The sequence below is a fragment of the Planktotalea sp. genome, from assembly GCF_039984035.1.
Classification (GTDB): Bacteria; Pseudomonadota; Alphaproteobacteria; order Rhodobacterales; family Rhodobacteraceae; genus Planktotalea.
Window position 1 is genome coordinate 1 of record NZ_JBDWVM010000049.1, and the last position, 1664, is coordinate 1664.

A 1664-nucleotide genomic window follows, 5' to 3' on the forward strand; every position below is an offset into this window, starting at 1 on the left:
GATCGCCATCTTCGAATACATCAACGGCTTCTACAATCCAAGACGACGCCATTCAGCACTGGGCTGGAAAAGCACCGCCGCTTTCGAACGCAAGGTGGCTTAAACAAGCACCGGGGGCGGCACTAAACCGTGATAGGTCCATTGACACCAAGCTCTGCGAGTATACCACGAACCATGTTTACGATTTGGGTGCGCTGCCTGACGATGAGGTCCTGTGCGCGGTGGACTGATACCGTAGCTTGCCTACCCGTCGTCGTTGGTTTGAAAAAGCGCATGTTAGGCCGCGCGACGGCTTCACAAGTCGCTTCGGCATTAGCAGCATCGGACTTTCCACGTTTGACGAGAATTTTGACATAGGATGGTGGGATCAAACGAACACCTGCAGTATGGCGCATTCCGATACCGGATGGAGCAGGAGCCATCCACTATCGTTGGTGGATACTATCAACACGCTCAATGCCGCGTCAGAGCAGTAAGGCCAGACGCTTACAGCATATATCGGTAAAACTATTTTTAATAAGTATATGGCGCACGTGACTAATCCTTAAGATGTGCCGTCATTGCATCTAGCGCCAAGATGTACCCGAAGGCGCCAAAGCCGCAGATCACACCAACACAGACCCTAGAAATATAGGATGTGTGGCGAAATTCTTCACGTGCGTGCACGTTGCTGAGATGTAGTTCAATCGCCGGCAGCTCAACAGAAGCGATCGCGTCCATCAGCGCAATTGATGTGTGTGTGTAAGCACCAGCATTGAGGATCAAACCATCATGCGTGCCACGTGCCGCGTGAATGGCATCAATCAGCGTGCCTTCGTGATTTGACTGCAAAAAGCCGAGGTTGGTTCCATGGTTAGCGCACCATGTTCGGCAGGTATTCTCGATATCTACGAGGGTCGTGGTTCCGTAGACGTCGGGCTGCCGTGTCCCAAGAAGGTTTAAGTTGGGGCCGTTCAAGATGAGTATCGAAGGCATAATGTGCTCTCAGCTGGGTTTTCCGTTGCATAGTCCTTAACGTGATGGGCTGTCCAGCAATACGCATTGTCGTGATGCCGGAAAATAAAAGAGTGGACCTTCTCAAAATACGCGATGATTCAGGATTCACTTGTAAGATGATGGCTACATTGTAGCATCTCGAAATGGTTAACGCAGTTTTTCCAGTGGCCCGATGTGTCAGTTGATAGGCGCCAGTCCGCGGGGCTTGTGCGCTTTGTGAAACTAACCTAGCAACTTCAAGATCGCGCCAAACGGAAAATGGAGATCATCTACTTGTAGTGTGTGACGTACTGGCCGGTTTTGATAGGTCTGTGGCGTGTCGTCATGAAGCGCGGGTTTGATCATGATCTTGCGAACAGCCTTGCCGCCGCGTTTGACAATTTACCAAAATGACCGCTTTGCGCTTGCGCCAACCCAATTGCACCGCTTGCGATGAGTGCTTTATGTAAAATAAACATAATCAGTATTATAAATCAAATATAGTGTAGCCGCAAAGCGATGGCGAGCCAAGTTTGGCGGTATGCACTGCACGTCAGGGTATCGCGCAGCGATGTCCCGAGAGTGGACGCCTCCCTCATCACAGAGATGAAGGACATGGCCGAACAGAACCGGCGTCTCAAGAAGATGTATGCTGAGATGAGCATGCAGAATGATCTGCTGAAGGAAGC

Annotated in this window: 1 protein-coding gene and 2 pseudogenes; 1 reads left to right on the forward strand and 2 read right to left on the reverse strand. The window is 50.7% G+C overall.

Annotation, left to right across the window (positions count from 1 at the left end):
- Nucleotides 1-143: 143 nt before the first annotated feature.
- Together ABJQ89_RS02190 and aroQ are read right to left on the reverse strand one after the other, a co-directional pair.
- A pseudogene (locus tag ABJQ89_RS02190) lies at nucleotides 144-377 on the reverse strand (IS110 family transposase); the annotation flags it as partial.
- A gap of 160 nt (nucleotides 378-537) precedes the next feature.
- Complete coding sequence (gene aroQ / locus ABJQ89_RS02195; RefSeq protein ID WP_348494639.1) at nucleotides 538-975, reverse strand: type II 3-dehydroquinate dehydratase; 438 nt, start codon at nucleotides 973-975, stop codon at nucleotides 538-540.
- Between the two features lie 493 nt (nucleotides 976-1468).
- Here aroQ and ABJQ89_RS02200 point away from each other — a divergent pair.
- Nucleotides 1469-1664 (forward strand): annotated as a pseudogene (locus tag ABJQ89_RS02200) (hypothetical protein); the annotation flags it as partial.